This window comes from Paenarthrobacter sp. AT5 (genome assembly GCF_032764245.1).
Classification (GTDB): domain Bacteria; phylum Actinomycetota; class Actinomycetes; order Actinomycetales; family Micrococcaceae; genus Arthrobacter; species Arthrobacter ureafaciens.
In genome coordinates this window covers 4641310-4660187 of sequence record NZ_CP136441.1, presented here as the reverse complement: position 1 = coordinate 4660187, position 18878 = coordinate 4641310, and the positions used below count along the sequence as shown (strand labels likewise).

Below are 18878 nucleotides of genomic sequence, written 5' to 3'. Positions count from 1 at the left end.
AGCCGATAGCCACCCGGCGCCCGTGTTGACGGCACCGGTTTACTTGCTTCCTTGGTCCTCGGACGGGAAGTAGGGATTCTGCCCGGCCTCCCCTTGGTAAGTCCTGCGCCCCGGGAGCGGCACCTGCGGACGGAACCGTCCGCCCTTAGCGGTGCTGGGTACGTCCTCGTCCGGAAGATACTCGGAGGCCCCCGGCACTTCAGGGTGCTGTTCAGCCGACTCTTGTGGTTCCACAGCCGGCCCGGCGCGGAAGGATGCGGCGTCGAACTCGCCCGAGATGCGTGGAATCAGGCCGGTATCGTCGGAAACCGTGGCGCGTGCCGGCGTCGTGCTTTCTTGTTCCTGGTCCCGTCCACCAGCACTGACGGGCACGCCGCGGCCGAAGCGTCCCAGGAGCGGTCGCATGAGGTCGCGCAGTTCGGTGACCCGGAAGGCCTTCAACAGCAGGAGGTAGGCAACCAACATGACAGGCCCGACGACGACCACCGTCACCACTGCGGCGGGGCGGCTGCTCCACGCAAAACCGTCGGCACGGTAGCTGCCCAGGAGCCACAGGGCCAAAGCGCCTGCCAGGGCGGATCCCAATCCCGCGTAACCCATGCGGATATAGGAATTGGCAATGCGCGGACCGTCGAGGTGGCCCAGCATGCGGCGGAGGAAGACGACGCTGATCACGACGGAAAGTATGTTGCCCAAGGTATATAGGACGGCGATCGCGTAGATGATCTGGCCGACGGGCAGGAACTGGATGACGAAGGCCCCCACCACGTAGACCACGGCCAACAACAACTGGACGTAGAGGGGCGTGCGGGCGTCCTCGTTGGCATAGAAGACGCGCGACATCATGAAGTTCGCGCTCATGAACGGCGTGCTGAGCGCCAGGATAGTGAGGGTCTGCGCCAGCATGACGCCGTCCTGGGGTTCACCGCCGGAGAAGAACATGCCCAGTGGTCCGGCAAGCGCGAACAGCGCCAGCGCCCCGAAGACCGTAGCGACTGCCATGGTCCGAAGACCGTGGGAAAGGGCGTCACGCAGTTCGTCCTTGTTCCCGTCCTGGGACGCCCGGGTCATGCGGTTAAAGAGGACAGTGGCCAGGGACAGCGCGATGATGGAGTGCGGCAGCAGGTACAACTGGCTGGCGACTTCGAGGATGGCGTTACCGGGAAGCGTGGAGGCCGCGGTGGTCTCCCCCGCATTGGCAAGGCGCAAACGCTCGGCGCCGGGGATGGTGGCCACCTTCATGACGTACAGGAAGGCCAACTGCCCGACGGCGGCGGTCAGCAGCGTCCAGACGCTCAACTTGGCGGCCTGGCCAAGTCCCACGCCACGCCAACCGAAGCGGGGCCTGAGGCCAAGCTTCAAGCGAATGACAGGGATCATCAGGATGGCTGTTTGGGCCACGACGCCGATGGTGGAGAACCCTGCCACAAGGAAAGTCTGCGTGGGTCCCCAGTTGTCCAGGGTGTGCGGATTGGTGGCGTTGGCGCCGAGGAGCCAAATGAACATCCCCAAGCCGGCGATGGCTACGAGGTTGTTGAGGATCGGCGCCCACATGGCAGGTCCGAAGGCGCCGTGCGCGTTCAGTACCTGCGTCAGGAGGGCGTACAGTCCATAGAAGAAGATCTGCGGCAGGCACCAGAACGCAAAAGTGACGGCCAATGCCTTTTGTTGTTCCGAGTAGCCCTGGGTGGTGAGCTCGATGACCAGCGGCGCAGCCAATGTGACGAGCGCCGTGAGGGCGAGCAGGAGCAGCACCGCGAGGGTCAGGAGCCGGCTGAGGTAGTCCGCTCCACGGTCGGGGGCCTTGCTGGCCTTGATGATCTGGGGAACCAGGACGGCGTTGAAGACACCGCCGGCTACCAGGAGGAAGATCAGGTTGGGCAGGTTGTTCGCGTTGATGAACGTGTCAGTGACCGTGGATCCGAGGCCCAACGCGGCGGCCAGCATCCAGGTTTTGGCGAAGCCAAGGACCCGGGAGACCAAGGTTCCAGCCGCCATGATGGCGCTGGAACGGGCTTCACCGGATTGAACGGACTGGGTGGTTTTGGCTTCAGACATCGCCTTTATCGTCCCACGTCGAGGGGCTCAGAGGTGTTCCGGCAGCACTTCCCGTGCCAGATCGGCAATGCGGCGCTCATTGGGGAACGACAGTTTGCGTGCCAGTTCCTGAATAGGAACCCATGCTGCGTCCACCGCTTCCTGGTCCGGATCGTTCTCAATGGTCAGTTCCCCGCCCGTTGCCCGCAGGAGGAAGTGATGGACGGTCTTGTGGACGCGGTGGCCACTCACAGTGAACCAATAATCGATGCTTCCCAGCGGGGCCAGGATGCTGCCCTCGATGCCGGTCTCCTCCGCGATCTCGCGGACAGCGGCTTCCTCATTGTTCTCCCGGCCCTCAGGGTGTCCCTTCGGCAGGCACCATTCAAGCCGGCCACCCCTATTAAGGCGGGCGATAATCGCAACCCTCAGTTCGCCGTCGGACGTATCTACTACGACGCCACCGGCCGAGATTTCCTCAACGGTGGGAAGCGAGGCCTGGACCGGGTGCTGCGGGGCAGGCGCGACGTGCGCTCCGATTGCCGACGGCAACGGTGCGTTTGTCCTCCTGCCAGGAGCGCTCGGGATCGGGTTGGCCATGAAGTCCACTCTAACGACTCTTGCCCGGGAGTGATGACCGGGACATGGCCGCAAGATGGACTGGAAACGACGGCGGTTGCATTTGACGCCTGGTCTGGCCCAATGCGGCCCAAAAATCTGCCAAGCTTAAGGGACTATGGCGCACGTATTGGACAGCTCTTCTGTTAACTTCACCATCGATCCGGTGGTGCTCGACCTCGGGCAGCGCTTTGTCGATGCCGGATTCGAGCTGTCCTTGGTCGGTGGACCTGTGCGTGACCTGTTCCTCGGCCGGACCTCCCCCGATCTCGACTTCACTACCGATGCAACACCGGACCAGACCATCTCGGTCATCAAGAAGTGGGCAGATAACTTCTGGGAGATCGGACGGGCGTTCGGCACGATCGGGATGAGGAAGGACGGCTTCCAGATCGAGGTCACCACCTACCGCGCGGAGGCCTACGATCCCGACTCCCGCAAGCCCGTGGTGGCGTTCGGCAACTCGCTGACCGATGACCTCCTGCGCCGGGACTTCACTATCAACGCCATGGCCCTGCGGCTCCCGAGCCTGGAACTCGTGGATCCCTTTGGCGGCGTACGCGACCTGCACGCTTCCGAACTCTCCACCCCGGGCGCGCCGGAGGCCTCCTTCTCGGATGATCCGCTGAGGATGATGCGCGCTGCCCGCTTTGCATCCCAGCTGGGGGTTTCCGTCCACGATGACGTCCGGCACGCCATGACCCACATGGCTGAACGGATCAAGATCATTTCCGCAGAACGCGTTCGCGACGAACTGGTCAAGCTCATCAACGGCGCCCATCCGCGGGTTGGCGTGGATTTGTTGGTGGACACGGGACTGGCCGAGTTCGTGCTCCCTGAGGTCTCCGCCTTGCGGCTTGAATCCGATGAGCACCACCGTCACAAGGACGTATACCAGCACTCGCTGCAAGTCCTGGAGCAAGCAGCGGCCCTGGAAACGGACCGGGACGGAGCCGTGCCCGGACCCGACTTCGTGCTGAGGTTTGCGGCCTTGATGCACGACGTCGGCAAGCCGGCTACGCGCCGCTTCGAACCCGGCGGCGCGGTGAGCTTCCGCCACCACGACGTAGTAGGTGCCAAGCTGACGGCCAAGCGGATGAAGGCCCTGCGGTTCGACAACGACACCATTAAAGCGGTGGCACGTCTGGTTGAACTCCATATGCGCTTCTACGGATACGGCGACGCCGGATGGACCGATTCCGCCGTCCGCCGCTACGTGACCGACGCCGGACCCCATTTGGAACGACTCCACCGGCTGACCCGATCCGATGTCACCACGCGCAACCAGCGCAAGGCCGATCGTTTGGCCTTCGCCTATGACGACCTCGAACAGCGGATAGCCGCCCTTTTGGAACAGGAATCCCTGGCTGCCATCCGTCCCGATCTTGACGGTGCACAAATCATGGCACTCCTGGGACTCAAGCCCGGACCCGTGGTTGGGCGGGCTTACAAGTTCCTCCTTGAGGAACGCATGGAGCACGGGCCACTCGCTCCCGAGGAAGCCGAGTCCAAGCTTCTGGCATGGTGGCAGGAACAGCCGGAGTCCGCCGTCGTCGAACCTTCAACCGAAACAGAGGAGTCCTAATTGAACGCGATCTCCCCGCGCCCGCAACTGTGGATCCTTCGCCATGGCGAGACTGAATGGTCCAAGAGCGGCCAGTACACCGGGTTGACGGACCTTCCCCTGACGGTGGAGGGCGAGCAGCAGGCCGTCGAGGCGCGCAAGGTGTTGGAAGGCATCGACTTCGACCTGGTGCTCACGTCGCCGTTGCGCCGCGCCCGGCGTACCGCGGAGTTGGCCGGCTTTCCGGACGCTGTCCACGAGCCCCTGGCCGTGGAATGGAATTATGGGGATTACGAGGGCATCAGCTCCGACCTCATCCGCAAGGATAACCCGGACTACCTCATCTGGACCGACGGCGTGCCCAACGGGGAAACCCTGGACGAGGTGGCTGCCCGGGCCGACAAAATCATCGGCAGGGTCCTTGAATCCGGAATGGACAATGTCCTGGTGGTTGCGCACGGCCACTTCTCCCGCATCCTGACCGCCCGTTGGCTGGAAATGGACGCCAAAGAAGGGCGGCATTTCCTGTTGGGAACCGCGAAGGTATGCACTCTTGGGTGGGACAAGCGGACACCGGCGATTATCCGCTGGGGCCTCTGAGGAAAGAATTTCCAAATAATTTTGGGAATTTCCCAATTCCTGCTGGTATTTATGTCGGTGCTGCTGTACCTTGAATCTTGTTCCCAGAGCGTCTTGCCGGGAACGCGGCGCGCTTTCCCGGGTTAGTCAGTCCGGTTGAAGGCCATGACAGGTCGGCAACGGCCAGAGAAGGAGGTTGGGAAAATGATTACTTTGACTAGCGGATGGAAGATGACTTTCATTGCTGCCCCGGCCTCTGCTGTTGTCGCGCGCCGTCTTCGGAATCACCGGCACTAAAGATCTACCGGACCGGCGTTGACGCCGGCGGAGATTGGATCCTGTCCCTGCATCCCGGGGGGGACAGCAGTGCGTTGTTCCCATGAGCGGGGCCCGGAAGCCGGGTACGCAGTTTCCCCATAGTTCAGAACCAGCTTCTTGTTGGGTGATTGCCGGCCTTTGCATGCAATTCCTCCTCCGGCTCCTGAATTAGTCCGCTCTCCCTTTTAATCCATTTGGGATATTTTCTGCCCAATGATGCCCGGATTCTTTTGTGAATTCAAAGGCTCTAATTGGCATGCCCAAATACTGAACAAACAATGAAAGGAGGTGAATCTGATGGCAAAACGCCCCGAAGACCTGCGCGTTCACAAGAGCAGCGATGCCCCCAAGAACCGCACCCTGTTTAACGGCCAGTTGCTGGATCAACACCGCGAAGACGTTTACGTGGTCCTGCACCAGCTGGGACTCATCCGCTGACACCGTTCAGCCACTGCAAAGGAGCTCCCATGGCGCACGCTCATGCCGAACCCCGGGAAGCCCACGCGGCTACGCGTGGGCTTCCCCCTTTTAAGGAAGCCTGTCCAGGAAGTGCATTCCGGGCGCGGGGAAGTGACTGACGGACCGGCGTCGACCGATCGAAGCGTGGTCCACGCGGTGACGCCCCCGCCCGGCCGGACTGTAAGCTCGACTCATGCAGGAGACGAAGCCGCACCAGCAGCGAAAACGTGCCCGCTTTGTGGTTCCCAGCCGCAACGATTCCCTGCTCCGCAACTTCACCGAAGTAGTTGGTGGACCCATGGGCCGCCACTCTGCCCCCGGCGAGGTCTCCCCCGGGCCGTTCACCGTTGAGCGGGTCCTTGTCATCCTGACCGTGGTCGCCGCCTTGATCGCTGTGCTGGCCAAAGACTATTGCCGCGTCAACGGCTGGGAAACACCGTCACAGTTCTACGCCACCTGCTACTCCGACTTCCCCGAACTGTTCAAGAACCGCGGCCTCGGAGACGGCGTTTTTCCCTTCTTTACCCAGGGAAGCTTGTTTGAGTATCCGGTCCTGATGGGAATCATCGCGGGGCTCACTGCCCTGGTGGTTCCGGGCAATGGTCCAGGGCCGGAACGCATCCTGGGGTACTTCGATGTCAACGCCACGCTGATCGTAGCCATCTGGATCGTCACCGTGTTGCTGACAGCGCGCATGAACAAACGGCGGCCTTGGGACGCCGCCATGGTGGCCGTGGCGCCCGGCATCATCCTGGCCGGGTTCATTAACTGGGATATGTGGGCGGTCGGACTACTTGCCTTGGCCATGTTCCTGTTCTCGCGGAACAAACCCGTCCTGGCAGGCATCTGCATCGGCTTGGGGACCGCCACCAAGCTCTATCCGGTCCTGATTCTCGGGGCGGTTTTGGTGCTCGCCATCCGGAGCGGGAAGCTGCGGACATTCTTCACCACCGCGGGTGCGGCGCTTGCCGCCTGGCTTGCGGTCAACCTTCCCATTGCCGCGATGAACCCGTCCGGGTGGCAGTACTTCTTCGAATTCACGCAGGACCGGCCGGCCGGCTATAGCTCTCCCTGGTTCGCCTACAACCTGGCGGCGGAGAGGCTGCAATGGACCCAGCTCACCGCCTCCACCATTAATTCCCTGGCGTTGAACCTGTTCATTGTTGCGTGTGTCCTGGTCGGCATGCTGGCGTTGACAGCCACCCGGAGGCCAAGGCTCGCCCAGCTGGCCTTCCTGATCGTGGGTGCCTTCATCCTGACCAACAAGGTTTACTCCCCGCAGTTCGTCATCTGGCTTATTCCCCTCTTGGCACTGGCCAGGCCCCGCTGGCGTGACTTCCTGATCTGGCAGGCAGCAGAAGCCCTGCACTGGGGGGCCATCTGGATGTACCTCGGGCAGGCAACCAGTGGCGGCGCAGCCCAGCACAATATCGATATGTCCGCGTACGTCCTGGCCGTCATCCTGCACATGGCCGTGACTGCGTACCTGATGGCACGGGTCGTCATGGACGTCCTGGACCCGTCGCAGGATCCCCTGCGGAGCCACGGAGACGACGATCCCCACGGTGGTCCGTTCAACGGCGCCAAGGACTGGTTGAGGGTCAACCTCCGGCATCCATCGCTATCGGTACGTCCGTGGTCCCGCAAAGAACCCCGATCAGTGGAGGTGGGCAGCGATGGTTGATGTCGCCGTCGTAGGTTCCGGTCCCAACGGTCTTGCTGCTGCTGTGGTGATGGCCCGGGCCGGTTTGGACGTACACGTCTACGAAGCGGGTGCCACGATCGGGGGTGGCACAAGGACCTCCGAGCTGATCGAGCCGGGGCATTTCCATGATGTCTGCTCGGCGGTGCATCCGATGGCTGTTGCATCGCCGTTCTTCAAGGACTTCGAGCTTGCCAAACGCGTTGAGCTGGTGGTCCCTGAAGTGCAGCATGGTACGCCGCTGGATTCAGGAGGTGCCGCGGTGGCGTACCAATCGCTGGAGCGTACTGCGTTGGAACTCGGCAACGACGGTGCGGCCTACCGGCGCCTGCTTGAGCCGCTGCTGAACCGCGTGGACGGAATAGTGGACTTTACGTCCTACCAGCTGCTGCGTGTGCCGCGCGATCCCCTGGCAGCTGTGCAGTTGGGACTCGCAACCCTGGATCAGGGTTCGCCGCTCTGGAACCGGCGCTTCCGCGAGGACGCAGCACCGGCCCTGCTGACGGGCGTCATGGCGCATGCAGTCTCGGCATTGCCCGCCCTGACCGCTACCGGTGCCGGCCTGATGCTGGCTGTGTTGGCCCACGCCGGTGGTTGGGTCATTCCGACGGGAGGGTCGGCCTCCATCGCACAGGCCATGGCCGATGACGTGGTGGCGCACGGCGGAACCATCCATACGGGACAGGCTGTGGAGTCACTGGACCAGGTGCGTCCGGCCCAGGCCATCCTGCTTGATGTGGCGGCGCCTGCGCTGCTTCGCCTGGGTGGATCCGAGGTGCCGGACAGGTACCGGCGTGCCTTGGAAGCATTCCGTATCGGAAATGCCGCCTGCAAAGTGGACTTCATTCTTTCCGCACCCGTTCCTTGGCGCGATGCTGCCCTGGCGAAGGCAGGAACGGTCCACGTGGGCGGATCCAGGACCGCAATGGCTGAATCCGAGAACCTCGTGGCCATGGGAAAGCATCCCGGCGAACCCTACGTCCTGGCCTCCCAGCCATCGCTGTTCGATTCATCGCGGGCACCCCGGGGAAAGCACATCCTGTGGACCTACTGCCACGTGCCCAAGGGTTCCACCGTGGACATGGGTGAGGCCGTCATCTCCCGCATCGAACGCTACGCCCCCGGCTTCCGGGATGTGGTGGTGGCATCAAAGACCACGACGGCGGTGGAACTGGCCGACTACAACCGCAACTACGTGGGTGGGGACTTCAGTGCGGGGCAGATGGACCTGCTGGGACTCCTTCGAAGGCCCGTAGTCTCCCCCGTCCCGTGGCGCACTCCCCTTCCCGGGGTGTACCTGTGTTCCTCCTCCACGTCCCCGGGACCGGGCGTCACCGGCATGCCCGGATACAACGCCGCCAAATATGCCCTTAAGGACATATTCAATAAACGCGTACCCGGGCTTGGCCTGGTGTCCTGACGGTTAGTTTGCTGCGGTGAACCGGGTGCGGCGGTGGCTCGGAGACTCGATCTCGTCCAGCATCGCGACTGCGTAATCCTGCGAGGAGATGGACGCTCCGGCCGGTGTATCCCTGGCCACCTTGTATGCGCCTGTGCGTTCTCCCGGCTGGATCACCGGGGCGGGAGCAAGGACAGTCCAGTCGAGTTCTTCCGGTGCCTCACGGACTACCTCCAGTGCTTTCGCTGCGGTAGTGGCCTCGGCTTTGTAAGCTTCGGGGAACTCAGGTGAGTCGAGCAGGCGGACCCCGTCCACCTCGAGCGTGCCGGCACCGCCAACGATCATCAGGCGGGTGCCCGCGGCGTTGCTGTAGGCCGTGGACATGGCCTCGAGCCACTCGGCGTGGTCGCCGCCGGTGCGGCTGGGGCCCGTCGCCAGCACAACGACGTCGTGGTCCCTGGCCACTGTGGAAAACGCCTGGCTGTCAGCTTGGTCGGCGGCCTTCGAGGTGGCTCCGGGGACTTCGGTGCCACTGCGGGAGATGGCCGTGACGTCATGACCACGGCTGAGGGACTCCTTGACGATCTCGCTGCCGACCATTCCGCTTGCGCCATATACTGCGATTTTCATAGCTCTCCTCGGTTGCTAAGCTGGTGATGAACCAAAAGTATCTTTCTGATACTGATAGCTTCAAAGGAACCTAGTTACCTCGTGGATACCTCCAAACTGCCGGCAAACGTCTTCGATCCCAACTGCCCGTCCCGGGTGATCCTCCAACGGATCGGGGACAAATGGGCTTCGCTGGTCATTCAGGTCCTGGGCGACGGCCCGGTCCGTTTCTCCGAGTTGCGGAAGATGGTCAACGTGGTGACGCCCAAGGTGCTGACCCAGACGCTTCGGACTTTGGAGAGGGACGGGCTGATCACCCGGACCATCCACGCCCAAGTGCCACCACGCGTGGATTACGAACTCACCGAGATGGGCGCCTCCCTCCTGGAACCGCTGAGGATGTTGCGGGAGTGGGCCGAGAGTCACGTTCCCGCCATCCTCGAAGCACGCGATGCCTATGACGAGGAGCAGGACAAGGCGGTGCTGGGCCCCGCAGGAGGCTAACTCATCTGCGTGGAAGGGATGCTTTCGCGGCTGAGGCGCCCGTCCCGTATCACGGCCACCGCATCGGTCAGCGGAAGGAACTCGGTGTCGTGGGTGACCATCACGGTCGCTGTTGCGAACTCGTCCGTAATTCTTCTGAGCAACCGGACGATCGACTCACTCCGCTGGTGGTCCAGCGCGGCGGTGGGTTCGTCGACAAGGAGGACGGAGGGGTTCCGCATGAGCGCCCGGGCAATGTTGACCCGTTGACGCTGCCCGCCGGAGAGCTGATGGGGACGCTTGTCCAGGACTGAACCGAGGCCAACCGTGTCCAGGAGCTCCCGCGCTTTGCGCTGTTCTCCTGCCCCGGCCTTCCCCCGCAGATGCTCCCGCATCAGCAACTGCTCGACGGCGGTCAACGACGGCAGGAGGTTGGGTTGCTGGAAGACGATGCCAACCTTTTCACGCCGCAGCACGGTGCGTTGGGCCGGCGTGATTGCGGTGACGTCTTCGCCGTCGATGATGACGACGCCATGTGTCGGCACGATGAGCGTGGAAGCGACGGCAAGCAGCGATGACTTCCCTGAGCCGGAAGGCCCGACCACGGAGAGGAACTCACCCTGGGCAACAGTGAGGTCCACGTGGTCGAGTGCTTTAAGGGTGGAAGAACCGTCCGCGTACTCCAGCGAGACGTTGACAAGGCCAAGGGCTGACATTGGACATATACCTTTCGTGGAATGAATTAGTTGCCGCCGAGGGCAAGCAATGGATCGACCTTGGTGACGCGTCCAACGGCCAGGACCGCTCCGGCCAATCCCAGGACCACAATGCCCATTACGGGAAGCAGAGTGGTCAACGGGGTGATCAGGAAGGGTGCAGCTTGTGCGGCAGCCGTACCGCCGATCAACCCCAGCAGTCCGCCCGCACCAGCCCCGGCACACAGCACGATTGCCGCCTGGGCCAACGCATCACGCAGGACGTAACCCGTTGATCCCCCAAGAGCCCGGAGAACGGCAATGTCCCGGGTCCGCTGTACGGTCCACACAGTCAGGAAAGCCATGATTACCAAGGCCGATATGCCGTAAAGAAATGCCTGCATCAGCATGAGTGAGCCGTTTTCGCTCTTGTAGGAACCGAGGGCCTGGAAAGATCCCTGGACGTCGCTGCTGACCGTCCCGGCCGCCGCGTTGGCGGCTTGGATATCCAAGGAGGTTCCGGCGTCGGACTTCACGCCCAGGACGGTTGCCGTATCAGGTGCGGAGTGCGAAATGGAGCGCCAGTCGGACAGCGTGGTCCAGACGACCGGAGTGTGTGAGTACCACTGGTCCCCCACAACGTCCGAGACCACGAACGTGTTGCCGGCGAGGCGCACGCGGCTCCCCGGCTGTACGTCCAGTTCCTTGGCCACACTCTCACTGACAACCGCTGATCCGTCATCCACATCCACCAGGTCTCCGCCGAAAACTGCCACGTTGGCTGTGCCACTAGCCTCCCCGTTTCCGTTGACCGACTGGAAGCGGGTTTGGCTGATGCCGAGTTCATGGACCGAGGCGACGCCAGGCCTTCCGCGCCACGACTGGAGCTGGTCCCTGGACACTTCGGATTCCGTATAGGACAACGTGGGTTGGCTGCCTGCGGGCGCGCCGAACACGATCTGTTGCACAGGCAACGCGGCAATGGCCGACGTGGATTGGTTGCCCAGGCCGGCAGTCAACCCGGACAACATGACGAGCAGGAGCGTTATGAGGGCCACCACGCCTCCCATGAGAGCGAAGCGGCCTTTCGCGAAACGGATGTCGCGGATGGCAAGAAACATTTGATTCCTTCGTATTGGTCCAGGCCTGTCCCGGCACTCCCAACTTTTCCGTTACACGCCCGCCATTCCATCGGGAACAGGGATGAACGACGGGAATCGTTGGGTTGAAGGGCGAATCAACCGAAAGGTTGATTCGGGTGCGGATCCGCCACATTCCCCCGTTCCCGCCACGGCCCGAAGATACGCTGGAAGACGTGCAGCTCCAGGAACGCGATACCCCGACTACGGCGATTCTCCGCGTGCTTCGGGTGAGCCTTCACGTGGGCTTCGCGGTTCTGCTGCTGGTCGCAGTGGTCCGGCTGCTGGCAGGACCCGGCGTGCCGCAACTTGCCCTCACAGCCGGCTTGGCACTTTCCACTGTGCTTGTAGTCGTCTACTTGACCGGGACGGTCCTGGAAAAGCGCCACGCCAACTCAGCCGAAGCTTTTGATCCCTCGCCCTACGCAGGGTGGTGGCTTGGTGCCGTCATGCTTCTGTGGCTCCTGCTCCTGCTGGTCAGCGGCGACTTCGCCTGGGTTGCCTTCCCGCTGTTCTTCCTGCAGTTGCACCTCTTGCCTCGTTCCGCCGCGCTGCTCTCGATTGCGGCTACTACCGCGCTGTTGGTGGGTGCCCTCTGGTTCCACGGCCAGGGGACGGCCGACGGCGGGCTGCAGCCGGCGATGGTTCTGGGGCCGGTGTTCGGGGCCGGCTTCGCCGTGGTCACCGGGATGGCGTATCGGGCCCTGTTCCACGAGGCAGAAAGCCAACGGCGCGTGGCGGAAGAACTCAGGCGGACCCGCGCCGAACTCGCCCGGACCCAGCACGAGGCCGGCATGGTCGGTGAGAGGGAACGCTTGGCACGCGAAATTCACGACACTTTGGCGCAGGGCTTCTCCAGCATTGTCCTCATGGGCCGATCCGCAGAGAAGGCCTTGGCTGAGGGCAATGTAGACGTTGCCCGGGAGCGGCTCAGGACGGTTCAAGAGACGGCTTCCGCCAACTTGGCCGAAGCCCGCAACTTCGTGCGGGGCCTTCGCTCCCCGGACCTCGCGGAGTCGGGGTTGGTGGACACTCTCCGGCGACTTTGCATGAAGACGGAGACTGAAGCCGCTGCCCGCGGGGCGGATCTTCGGTGCCGGTTCGAGTTGGTGGGTACGCCGGTAGAACTGCCCAACGCCTATCAAACCACCCTGCTCCGGGCCGCCCAGGCTTCCCTCGCAAACGTGTGGGCACACGCCCACGGGCGCTCCGCCGTCGTCACCTTGTCCTTTCTCGACGCGGATCCGGGCACGGAGGTGACACTGGACGTTTTCGACGACGGCGTAGGTTTCGATCCCACGACGGCGGCCGGTACGGCGCGCGGTGACGGAACCGGCGTCGGGCTTTCCGGCCTGCGGGAGCGGGTAACCGCACTCAACGGCAGCTTGGACGTTGAGTCGTCGCCGGGAGAAGGGACGGTGGTGGCCATCCGGCTGCCACTTCGAGGGAAGGATCCGGCATGAAGGACATAAGGGTCTTGTTGGTGGATGACCACCCGGTTGTCAGGGCAGGATTGCGCGCCATGTTGGCCGACTTCCCCGGGGTCGCCGTGGTGGCCGAAGCGGCTGATGGCGCCGCCGCGCTGGCTGAGTTGACCAGATTGAACACCCTGGGCGAACCCGTGCAGCTGGTGCTCATGGACCTGCAAATGGGTTCGGGAATGGACGGCGTCACCGCAACGGGAAAAATCAGGGCCGGCGAAGGCGGCAGTCCGCCGCCGCCTGTCCTCATCCTCACCACCTACGACACCGATGCGGACATCCTCGCCGCAGTGGAGGCGGGCGCAAGCGGCTACATGCTGAAGGACGCGCCACCCGAACAGATCCGGCAAGCCGTGCTGGCTGCCGCGTCGGGCGAAACCGCCTTGGCCCCGGAGGTTGCCGCCCGGCTCATGGGCCGCATCCGGAACCCTTCGCCGGCGCTGAGCGGCAGGGAAGTCGAACTGCTTGAACTGCTGGCCACAGGTATGAGCAACCGTGCCCTGGCGAAGCAATTGTTTATCTCCGAGGCCACCGTAAAAACCCATCTGGTGCATATCTACGCCAAGCTCGGAGTGGACAACCGGACAGCCGCAATCGCCGCCGCAACCAAGCAAAGGATCATCAGGGGCCAGTAGGCACGCGCGACCGTCCGATGTGTGGTCGGGACGGGAAACTGTCAGTGGAACCCGGCATAATGACGCAAATGGGGAAACTTAGGAATCTGGTCTTGGGACTCGCTGCGCTGATGATGGCCGGCTCTTTGACAGCCTGCGGCGATGGCCGTGAGGGTGCCGAGAACGCCGCCAAGCAGCTGGCCTCGTCGCTGGAAGCGCTCGACGTCGGTCAGCTCGCCGTTCAGGGCAAGGACGCCGCGGCGGCGAATGACGAACTTAAGGCGGTGTTCCAGGGACTCGGTGCGAAACCTTCGGTCCAGTCCGGCGAGGTGAAGCTCGACGGAGACACCGCAACCGTCCCTTTGAATTACAGCTGGAACATCGGGTCCGCCCAATGGGAGTACAGCCTGGAGGCCTCCCTTAAGAAGGACGGGGACAAATGGGCCGTTCAGTGGAACCCCGGGCTCCTGGCGCCTGAACTGACAGACGGAGAGACGTTGTCCGCCAAGACGGTTCCGGCCCAACGCGGCGGGATTCTTGGTGCCGGTGACACGCCGATCGTTGAGGACCGGCCGGTTTTCCGTGTGGGGATCGACAAAACCAAGGTTTCCGAGGATCAATCCGATGCCTCGGCCCGCGCCATGGCTGCCTTGCTCGGCTTGGACGTTGAAGAATACGCGAAGCAGGTTGCCGCTTCCGGACCGCAGGCGTTCGTTGAAGGAATTGTGCTCCGGGCCTACACGGCAGACATCACCGAGGCGAAGATCAAGGCAATCCCCGGCGGTGCGAGCATCGCCGATTCCATGGCGCTGGCACCGACGCGTACCTTCGCGCGGGCCCTGCTGGGCTCCGTGGGACAGGCCAGTGCCGAGCAGATCGAGAAGTCGAACGGTGCCTTGCGGGCAGGCGACAGCACCGGGACCGGTGGCCTGCAGCAGAAGTACGACTCCCTTTTGCGCGGCAAGGACGGCGTGGAAGTGGTTGCTGTCGCCAAACCCGCAGCGGAAGGCGGGACCCCGGACACCAAAGTGCTCTTCTCGACCCCGGCTGAAGCGGGTACCACCCTCAAGACCACGCTGGACCTGAAACTCCAACAGCTGGCTGAAGAAACCCTCGCCAACATTGAACCGGCGTCCGCGATCGTTGCCCTCAGGCCGTCCACCGGGGCTGTGCTCGCGGCAGCGTCGGGTCCCGGCAGCAACGGTTACAACACGGCTTTCCTGGGCCAGTACGCGCCGGGTTCAACCTTTAAGATCGTGGACTCGCTGGCCATGTTCCGCAATGGTGCTACGCCGGATTCCAAGGTCGACTGCCCGCCGACAGTCACCGTGGACGGCCGCACTTTCAAGAATGCCGAGGGTTACCCGGAAGGTTCCCTGGGATCGGTTGCCCTCCGGGATGCCTTTGCACACTCCTGCAACACCGCATTCATCAATGCCCGGGATACCGTCAGCCAAGCCCAGCTGGAGTCGGCGGCAACGGCACTTGGTGTGGCGGTTGAGGCCCCCAAGCTGGGTGCGGATGCATTTCTTGGGTCCGTGCCCGGCGAAGCTGAAGGCACCGAACACGCGGCCTCCATGATCGGCCAGGGCAAGGTCCTGTTCTCGCCCTTGGCGGCAGCGGTGATGGCCGCATCCGTGGGCAACGGAGCTCCGGTCTCGCCCCAGTTGGTGTTGAATGCAGACGCCGCTGATGCGGAAACCAGGAACTCCGACGCCGGTGCTGCGCCAGCGGAAGGCGGCACCGCGTCGCCGTCGTCGGCTTCCGCCACGGCAACCACAACGCCGTCCCCGGCGTCCACCAACCCGATCACCAAGGAAGAAGCCGCTGGGCTCTCGGACATGATGCGGGCCGTGGTGACATCCGGGCACGCCGGGTTCCTGGCCCAGGTTCCGGGGGCGCCTGTGGGCGCGAAGACCGGAACGGCTGAGTTCGGCAACGAGGATCCGCCAAAAACCCATGCATGGATTGTTGCTGTTCACGGAGACCTTGCGGTGGCAGTATTTGTCGAGGACGGCGGCTTGGGCGCAACCACCAGCGGACCCTTGCTGAAGTCATTCCTGACTGCGGCAGGCTAACGGGAGGCTGGCATGGAGAAACCCACTCAGTGCGCTGTGGTCGGCGGAGGTCCGGCCGGCATTGTGTTGGGTTTGCTCCTTGCAAGGGCCGGAGTCCACGTCACCGTGTTGGAGAAACACGCCGATTTCCTCCGGGACTTCCGCGGTGACACGGTGCACGCCTCCACCCTCCGTTTGCTCGATGAGTTGGGGCTGGGTGACGGATTCCGGCAACTCCCGCAAAGCAGGATGGACAACTTCCGGCTCCCCGCCGGCTCCGGGGAGTTTGTGTTGGCGGATTTTGGGCTGCTGAAGGAGCCGTACAACTACGTGGCCATGGTGCCGCAATGGGACCTTTTGAACTTCCTGGTGGACGCTGCCCGGCAGGAACCCTGCTTCACGCTCATCATGAATGCCGAGGCGACGGACCTGCTGACGGATGGCTCCGGGGCGGTCGCCGGCGTGCACTACCGCATCAAGGATCCAATCACCGGTGGAACTTTGGAGACCCATGACCTGCAGGCTCCCCTGACGGTTGCCTGCGACGGCCGGGGATCGGTGCTGCGCGCAAAGTCGGGCCTGACCCCCAAGGAGTTCCCGGTCCCCTTCGATGTGTGGTGGTTCAGGCTCTCCCGCGACCCGGAAGAAATAGAACGGGTGGTCTCCATTTCCCCGCGCTTTGGCGACTCGGATGTCCTGCTCAGCCTGACCCGCAGGGATTACCACCAGATCGCCTACCTGGCAGCCAAGGGCTCGGACCCGGAGTTGCGGGCCGAAGGAGTGGACGCCTTCCGAAACCGGATCGCGCGGTTGCGCCCCGATCTCTCCGACCGTGTGGGTGAGATCCTGTCCATGGACAATCTTCACCTGCTCGATGTGAAACTCAACCGGCTTGCCACCTGGCACAAGCCCGGTCTCCTCCTGATCGGCGACGCAGCCCATGCGATGTCCCCCGCGGGCGGGGTGGGAATCAACCTGGCGGTCCAGGATGCGGTGGCTGCCGCCAGGATCCTGGCGCCGGCACTGTTGGATGGCAGTTTGGATGACCACACCCTCGCTGCGGTCCAGAAGAGGCGCTGGCTGCCCACAGTCATCGTGCAAACGTTCCAGCGACTCATGCACCGGGCCATCTTCAACCAGGTCATGGCGGGCAAGCAGCCGAAACCACCCAGAGCGCTGGTCTTCCTGAGCCGCAAGTTTCCGCTCTTCCGTAAGATCCCTGCGCGGATGTTGGCCTTTGGTCCGCTGCCCGAACACGCACCCGGCTTTGCTCGACGGAAGCCCGACGCGTAGCCAGCCATCCACATGGTCTGTTGCGCCGACGGTGCGGTGCGACGCGTAACCGGGCACCGCCGTCGAGCATTAACCCGTGCCGTGGGAAGATTGGGCGGTGGCCCATATTGACGTTTCCGGCATCGACTACTTCCTCTCCGACGGCACCCAGCTCCTGAACGGCGTGACCTTCAAGGTCCCTGATGGCACCAAAACGGCCCTGATCGGTCCCAACGGAACCGGCAAAACGACGCTCTTCAAGATCATCTCCGGCGATCTCACTCCCGACGAGGGCGTGGTGGGACGCTCCGGAAACATGGGCATCATGCGCCAGTTTGTGGGACAGGTGCGCGACGAGTCCACCGTCCGCGACCTCCTTGTCTCCACGGCCCAACCCAACCTCGCCGCAGCTGCCAAAGCGGTTGAGGAAGCCGAACTGGCGATGATGGAGCGGGACGACGAGCCCACCCAGATGAAGTACGCGCAGGCCATTGTGGATTGGGGCGACGCCGGTGGTTACGACGTCGAGACCGTGTGGGACGAAGTTTGCATGGCTGCTTTGGGGATCTCCTTCGACAAAGCACAGTTCCGCCGCGCCTCAACACTGTCCGGCGGCGAGCAGAAGCGGCTGGTGCTGGAGGCGTTGTTCGCCGGACCGGATGAACTCCTGCTGCTTGACGAACCGGACAACTACCTGGACGTTCCGGGGAAGCGCTGGCTTGAGTCCAAGCTCAACGAATCCAAGAAGACTGTGCTCTTCATCAGCCACGACCGCGAGCTGCTCAACAACGCTGCCGGACGCATTGTGACGCTGGAACCAGGCATCAACGGTGCCAGCGCGTGGATCCACGGCGGCGGTTTCGCCTCCTACGTGGAAGCCCGGGCCGATCGGAACGCCCGGTTCGAAGAACTGCGCAAGCGGTGGGACGAGGAGCACGTCAAGCTCAAGGAACTCGTCAACATGTACAAGAACAAGGCTGCCTTCCGCTCGGATATGGCCAATCGCTACCAGGCTGCGCAGACGCGCCTGGCCAAGTTCCTTGAGGCCGGACCACCGGAAGCGTTGCCCATTGAGCAGAATGTGCGGATGCGGCTGAAAGGTGGACGAACCGCCAAACGTGCAGTGGTTGCGGAGAACCTGGAGTTGACCGGCCTCATGAAGCCGTTCTCCACGGAGATCTGGTTTGGCGATCGTGTCGGCGTGCTTGGCTCCAACGGATCAGGCAAGAGCCATTTCCTTCGTTTGCTTGCCACCGGCGGCACCGACCCGGAGCGCGAGCATTTGCCGGTGTCCGACGTCGTCATCGCCGAAGTCCCGCACGAGGGGACCGTGAAGCTGGGCGCCCGCATCCGCCCCGGGTTCTTCGCACAAACGCATGTCCGGCCGGACCTCCTTGGCCGCACCCTGCTGGAGATCCTGCACCGTGGCGACGAGCACCGTTCGGGACTGCCCCGCGAAGCAGCCGCCGGTGCGCTGGATTCCTACGGCTTGGCCGGCCAGTCCGAACAGAAGTATGAGTCGCTCTCCGGTGGCCAGCAGGCACGGTTCCAGATCCTGCTGCTGCAACTCTCCGGGGCTACCCTGCTGCTCCTCGACGAGCCGACCGACAACTTGGACCTGCACTCGGGCGAGGCCCTCGAGCGGGCTATTGACGCTTTCGAGGGGACTGTCCTGGCCGTGACCCACGACCGGTGGTTCGCGAAGTCGTTCGACCGCTTCCTGGTGTTCGGGTCCGATGGCAAGGTGTACGAATCCGAGGAACCGGTCTGGGACGAGAAGCGCGTGGACCGCGCCCGCTAGTCCGGTTCCTCTCCCACATCCCACCCCCTTTTGACCGACGCTCTTGCAGAT

At 63.4% G+C, this 18878-nt stretch carries 16 protein-coding genes; 11 read left to right on the top strand and 5 right to left on the bottom strand.

The window, feature by feature from the left end:
* Positions 1 to 39 precede the first annotated feature (39 nt).
* On the bottom strand, positions 40 to 2058 hold the full coding sequence (gene murJ / locus RI444_RS21745; protein ID WP_021473155.1) for a murein biosynthesis integral membrane protein MurJ: 2019 nt from the start codon (positions 2056 to 2058) through the stop codon (positions 40 to 42).
* 27 nt (positions 2059 to 2085) lie between these two features.
* Positions 2086 to 2589, bottom strand: coding sequence for an NUDIX hydrolase (locus RI444_RS21740; protein ID WP_021473154.1), 504 nt, complete (start codon positions 2587 to 2589; stop codon positions 2086 to 2088).
* Positions 2590 to 2773: 184 nt separating this feature from the next.
* Here RI444_RS21740 and RI444_RS21735 point away from each other — a divergent pair, with 184 nt between their 5' ends.
* From RI444_RS21735 to RI444_RS21715, 5 genes are all read left to right on the top strand, one after another.
* Positions 2774 to 4240, top strand: a complete 1467-nt coding sequence (locus RI444_RS21735) for a CCA tRNA nucleotidyltransferase (RefSeq protein WP_021473153.1) — start codon at positions 2774 to 2776, stop codon at positions 4238 to 4240.
* Positions 4241 to 4819, top strand: coding sequence for a histidine phosphatase family protein (locus RI444_RS21730; protein WP_021473152.1), 579 nt, complete (start codon positions 4241 to 4243; stop codon positions 4817 to 4819).
* A 594-nt stretch (positions 4820 to 5413) separates the two neighbouring features.
* Positions 5414 to 5554, top strand: coding sequence for a hypothetical protein (locus tag RI444_RS21725; protein ID WP_021473151.1), 141 nt, complete (start codon positions 5414 to 5416; stop codon positions 5552 to 5554).
* 214 nt (positions 5555 to 5768) lie between these two features.
* A complete protein-coding gene (locus RI444_RS21720; RefSeq protein WP_179011281.1) occupies positions 5769 to 7259 on the top strand; it encodes a glycosyltransferase family 87 protein in 1491 nt (496 codons plus the stop codon).
* Complete coding sequence (locus RI444_RS21715) at positions 7252 to 8697, top strand: phytoene desaturase family protein (protein ID WP_207605305.1); 1446 nt, start codon at positions 7252 to 7254, stop codon at positions 8695 to 8697. Before RI444_RS21720 ends, RI444_RS21715 begins: the two co-directional genes overlap by 8 nt.
* Positions 8698 to 8700: 3 nt before the next feature.
* Here RI444_RS21715 and RI444_RS21710 read toward each other — a convergent pair whose 3' ends face one another.
* A complete protein-coding gene (locus RI444_RS21710) occupies positions 8701 to 9306 on the bottom strand; it encodes an NAD(P)-dependent oxidoreductase (RefSeq protein ID WP_021473148.1) in 606 nt (201 codons plus the stop codon).
* An 81-nt stretch (positions 9307 to 9387) separates the two neighbouring features.
* Between RI444_RS21710 and RI444_RS21705 the strand changes: the two genes are divergently transcribed.
* Positions 9388 to 9789, top strand: coding sequence for a winged helix-turn-helix transcriptional regulator (locus RI444_RS21705; RefSeq protein WP_021473147.1), 402 nt, complete (start codon positions 9388 to 9390; stop codon positions 9787 to 9789).
* On the opposite strand, the gene RI444_RS21700 is transcribed toward RI444_RS21705, so the two are convergent.
* Positions 9786 to 10484: an ABC transporter ATP-binding protein gene (locus RI444_RS21700; protein ID WP_207605306.1), complete on the bottom strand. Its 699-nt coding sequence runs from the start codon at positions 10482 to 10484 to the stop codon at positions 9786 to 9788. The two genes, RI444_RS21705 and RI444_RS21700, sit on opposite strands and share 4 nt — an antisense overlap.
* Positions 10485 to 10510: 26 nt before the next feature.
* Positions 10511 to 11584, bottom strand: coding sequence for an ABC transporter permease (locus tag RI444_RS21695; RefSeq protein ID WP_021473145.1), 1074 nt, complete (start codon positions 11582 to 11584; stop codon positions 10511 to 10513).
* Positions 11585 to 11778: 194 nt separating this feature from the next.
* On the opposite strand from RI444_RS21695, the gene RI444_RS21690 reads away from it, so the two are divergent.
* The 5 genes from RI444_RS21690 to RI444_RS21670 all read left to right on the top strand — a co-directional run bounded on the left by RI444_RS21690 (position 11779) and on the right by RI444_RS21670 (position 18827).
* Positions 11779 to 13065: a sensor histidine kinase gene (locus RI444_RS21690; RefSeq protein ID WP_192551630.1), complete on the top strand. Its 1287-nt coding sequence runs from the start codon at positions 11779 to 11781 to the stop codon at positions 13063 to 13065.
* The gene (locus RI444_RS21685; protein ID WP_021473143.1) at positions 13062 to 13718 is read left to right on the top strand and encodes a response regulator; all 657 of its coding nucleotides are present in this window, start codon (positions 13062 to 13064) and stop codon (positions 13716 to 13718) included. The genes RI444_RS21690 and RI444_RS21685 overlap by 4 nt, the downstream gene beginning before the upstream one ends.
* A gap of 68 nt (positions 13719 to 13786) precedes the next feature.
* Positions 13787 to 15775, top strand: a complete 1989-nt coding sequence (locus RI444_RS21680; RefSeq protein ID WP_207605307.1) for a penicillin-binding transpeptidase domain-containing protein — start codon at positions 13787 to 13789, stop codon at positions 15773 to 15775.
* A 12-nt stretch (positions 15776 to 15787) separates the two neighbouring features.
* The gene (locus RI444_RS21675; protein ID WP_207605308.1) at positions 15788 to 17047 is read left to right on the top strand and encodes an FAD-dependent oxidoreductase; all 1260 of its coding nucleotides are present in this window, start codon (positions 15788 to 15790) and stop codon (positions 17045 to 17047) included.
* A 97-nt stretch (positions 17048 to 17144) separates the two neighbouring features.
* Positions 17145 to 18827: an ABC-F family ATP-binding cassette domain-containing protein gene (locus RI444_RS21670; RefSeq protein ID WP_021473140.1), complete on the top strand. Its 1683-nt coding sequence runs from the start codon at positions 17145 to 17147 to the stop codon at positions 18825 to 18827.
* Positions 18828 to 18878 lie beyond the last annotated feature (51 nt).

Excerpts from the sequence above, each read along its gene's own strand:
- RI444_RS21675 (WP_207605308.1), top strand. The coding sequence starts at position 15,788 with ATGGAGAAACCCACTCAGTGCGCTGTGGTCGGCGGAGGTCCGGCCGGC.
- RI444_RS21720 (WP_179011281.1), top strand. The coding sequence starts at position 5,769 with ATGCAGGAGACGAAGCCGCACCAGCAGCGAAAACGTGCCCGCTTTGTG.
- RI444_RS21715 (WP_207605305.1), top strand. The coding sequence starts at position 7,252 with ATGGTTGATGTCGCCGTCGTAGGTTCCGGTCCCAACGGTCTTGCTGCT.
- RI444_RS21710 (WP_021473148.1), bottom strand. The coding sequence starts at position 9,306 with ATGAAAATCGCAGTATATGGCGCAAGCGGAATGGTCGGCAGCGAGATC.
- RI444_RS21735 (WP_021473153.1), top strand. The coding sequence starts at position 2,774 with ATGGCGCACGTATTGGACAGCTCTTCTGTTAACTTCACCATCGATCCG.
- RI444_RS21680 (WP_207605307.1), top strand. The coding sequence starts at position 13,787 with ATGGGGAAACTTAGGAATCTGGTCTTGGGACTCGCTGCGCTGATGATG.
- RI444_RS21700 (WP_207605306.1), bottom strand. The coding sequence starts at position 10,484 with ATGTCAGCCCTTGGCCTTGTCAACGTCTCGCTGGAGTACGCGGACGGT.
- RI444_RS21725 (WP_021473151.1), top strand. The coding sequence starts at position 5,414 with ATGGCAAAACGCCCCGAAGACCTGCGCGTTCACAAGAGCAGCGATGCC.
- RI444_RS21695 (WP_021473145.1), bottom strand. The coding sequence starts at position 11,584 with ATGTTTCTTGCCATCCGCGACATCCGTTTCGCGAAAGGCCGCTTCGCT.
- RI444_RS21685 (WP_021473143.1), top strand. The coding sequence starts at position 13,062 with ATGAAGGACATAAGGGTCTTGTTGGTGGATGACCACCCGGTTGTCAGG.
- murJ (WP_021473155.1), bottom strand. The coding sequence starts at position 2,058 with ATGTCTGAAGCCAAAACCACCCAGTCCGTTCAATCCGGTGAAGCCCGT.